The organism is Microcystis sp. M49636_WE2, assembly GCF_030065375.1.
GTDB classification, from domain to species: domain Bacteria; phylum Cyanobacteriota; class Cyanobacteriia; order Cyanobacteriales; family Microcystaceae; genus Microcystis; species Microcystis aeruginosa_C.
The window spans coordinates 1-2,908 of the sequence record NZ_JASJFG010000460.1; the positions used below are offsets into that span (position 1 = coordinate 1).

Annotated in this window: 3 protein-coding genes; 1 reads left to right on the plus strand and 2 read right to left on the minus strand. The window is 40.9% G+C overall.

Annotated features, from left to right (window positions below; genetic code table 11):
- A partial coding sequence (locus PX484_RS10915) for a DUF362 domain-containing protein (protein ID WP_288103815.1) occupies positions 1–780 on the plus strand: 780 nt, incomplete at its 5' end.
- Positions 781–1,343: 563 nt separating this feature from the next.
- On the opposite strand, the gene PX484_RS10920 is transcribed toward PX484_RS10915, so the two are convergent.
- A complete protein-coding gene (locus tag PX484_RS10920; RefSeq protein ID WP_004268484.1) occupies positions 1,344–1,694 on the minus strand; it encodes a Rieske (2Fe-2S) protein in 351 nt (116 codons plus the stop codon).
- An 8-nt stretch (positions 1,695–1,702) separates the two neighbouring features.
- Complete coding sequence (locus PX484_RS10925; RefSeq protein WP_004268487.1) at positions 1,703–2,284, minus strand: DUF1997 domain-containing protein; 582 nt, start codon at positions 2,282–2,284, stop codon at positions 1,703–1,705.
- Positions 2,285–2,908 lie beyond the last annotated feature (624 nt).

Below are 2,908 nucleotides of genomic sequence, written 5' to 3' on the forward strand. Positions count from 1 at the left end.
AAAAATTCAGCTATGGCGGATTTTGTTTATCAACCTCCCCCGGCAGCTATCACAGCTAAACGTATTTTAATTAAACCTAATTTAGGTTATCCTGTGCCACCACCAGTAACGGTTAGTCTGCCGGTATTAAGTCAAGTTTTGAGGGGATTGAGGGGGGTAAATCCAGGGGCAGAAATCATCTTATTAGAGGGAGTTTGTTCTGCTATTTCTTTGAGAGAAATTATCGATATTTTGGGGGTAAAATCTATTCTCGATCCTGGAATAACTATTCTTGATGCTGATAGTTTAACCCAGCAAGAATATCCGAATCTTTCCCCTTTTCCTGTCCGGTTTCCCTCGATGTTTGCCCCTAAAATTATCGAAGAAGTGGATTGTCGGATCACAATTGGAACCTTAAAACGCACCCATTTAAAGGATAAACCCTTGATTTCTGCTTCTTTAAAAAATCTGTATGGACTCTTTCCCCGTAGTCATTATAAAGCGCGTAGTCCCAACTCGCGAGGGCAATTACATCGCCCCTCCGTACCGCTAATTTTACAGGATGTTTATTTTTGTATCGGTCATCTTTTTGATGGGGCAGTGGTGGACGCTAATCTTAAATATTTTAGTAGTAATTGGCGACCGGATCGAGGAAAATCTATTCCTCTCGGTCAAGTGTTTTGGGGTGATGATATGATTAGCGTCGATCGCAGTGCTTGTCTGTTAGGTGATGAACCAATGCCAAGTTATTTAGATGCGATCGATTTGCTTCGTTCTCAACTTTTAAACGGAACCAATTAGGGTTAATAATTAGGGTTTACTGAAAAAGTTTGTTGGTGGGGGTAGGGTGTGGGGTGTGGGGTGTGGGGTTTTACCCATTTTCAGGTGGTCAATTACCTAATTTTCAGGGAAAAAGTCCCTGAATTTTACCCCCGATCCCTCCAATGGTCGGCACTTTTTGAGGGAAAAAAAGTCTAAAAATATTATCCAACAAGGTTTTTAGATTTATTCAGCCAACCCTAATTAGGGTTGGCTAAAATAGGCAAACACTTGTATTAAATAAGCTCTGGCTTCTTATTTCTACTGCAAAGCCTTCCGCTCCTAGGCTGACATGACGGGATTTTATACTAAAATCCTGTTTAAAAAATATAGAGGAGAGTGGGGATCACCGGAGCGGGGTAGGGTTGATTCATGAATCAACCCTACCTTGAATCAACCTACTATGAGAGCGGAGGGGGGGAACAGTCCATAACTGGGTTTTTATGGAAGGGAGCGCGGTAGGGTTTGGCATTCTCAAAGATTAACCCATTGTCGGTTAAAGCAACTGCTCTTTAGGTTGCCCAAAACCCCCCCTCGGTGAGCGGTTATGCGTCTATCCAGATGCTGCCGTCTTCGATGCGAAGGGGATAAACGGGTAAAGCTTGGGGTTGAGAAACTGCCGCCATCGCTTTGTTAACCACTGGGGGCCAGGTAATCCAGTCTTTGACAGCACCAGTACAGAGATCAAAAGAACTACGATGCCAGGGACAAACGATCGCGCCGTCCTCGCTAATTTTGCCCTTCGTCATCGATAATTTTAAATGAGGACAACGATTACCGACGGCGTGGAATTGACCGTTATTGTTAATCAACAGAATGGAATTTTCCCCCACTTTTACCACTTGACGGGCGCCGGGGGCAAGGGAATCTACAGATAATACTTTTGTCCAACTCATATTTTTATTTAACTAAGGGAGAGATCGAGAATGGTTTCGGGGTAATTTTGGGCAATAATGTCCTGTTTAGCCCATTGTTGGTAATCTTGCAACAATTGACTCATTAAACGCTGTTTAATCCGCAATAAAACCCCTTTTAAGAGACTATTGCCAGTGATTTCTAACAACGGACGCGGGGTTAACCATAATGGCGGTGGTAGGGCGACTTTCACCTCAAGATTGGCTTTCCCCGCTAGATAGGTTTGATTATTTTTTTCCACAGGAGCGAGTTTGCCTTTAACATTGAGGCTAAAGCGATCGTTGATATAATCAATACCTTTGATCTGACAGTCTTCTGATTGCAAAAATATCGTCCCCTCAGAGGTGGCCCAGACATTAAGAATAACCGTGGGCTGAAAATAGTACATATTCAAGAAGTTTAGGGGACGCATTTTTAGGCGAAACCTATTCTCAGACAAGTGTTCTGTTAAGCTAGTCTCAACGATAGCCTGTACTAATCTTTGCGGTTGGCGCAGATAATGCTGAATCGGGATGGTTTGTTCAGCAACAACAATTTCTAGGGATTCGGCAGCGGTAAAAGTTACTTCCATAAGTTGGTTATCTTAAATTTGTCTCCCTTCTTAATTTTACTTTACAAAACTTATACTTTTCGACGGTCCAGATGTAGAAATTTTATCGCTAAGAGGGGACACAAACCAGATTTTTGCCCAAAGTTAGGCCTTTTTCAGTGATCAGTGGGGGGTTTTAAGTCAACAGTGGGGGAGAAGGGGAATTATGAATTATGAATTATGAAGTGGGAAGAATAAATAAAAATAATCTCCTGACTCGGAGAATTCTAACCCAATGGTAGATGTTGGATTTTTCCAGGAGTTCTATTTTCCGACAAAGATAAGCAAAAATTATCTATTGACTCCAAAAGCTTGAGAATATTTAAATTAACATTCCGCAATATTTACAAATTCTTAAGAATTAATTGAGAAAAATTTTTATTTAACAACGATGTTGTCATGGTTACAGCGATTTGATATAATTTCATATTGGGCTATTTTGTGCTTTTTTGGGCAGCAATGGTTGAAACCCTTGCCACACCTACAAGGTAATCCTAATTAAAACGGGTAAATTAGTCAATTTCACCGACAACGATGATCTTTTTTTTGTGTAGTTTTATTGCAAAAAAAAAGTTTTTTTGACAAAAAGCACAAAGTATGCAGGAG

What these genes read in the sequence shown, in the direction of transcription:
- PX484_RS10920 (WP_004268484.1), bottom strand. Translation starts at nt 1,694, where the DNA reads ATGAGTTGGACAAAAGTATTATCTGTAGATTCCCTTGCCCCCGGCGCC.
- PX484_RS10925 (WP_004268487.1), bottom strand. Translation starts at nt 2,284, where the DNA reads ATGGAAGTAACTTTTACCGCTGCCGAATCCCTAGAAATTGTTGTTGCT.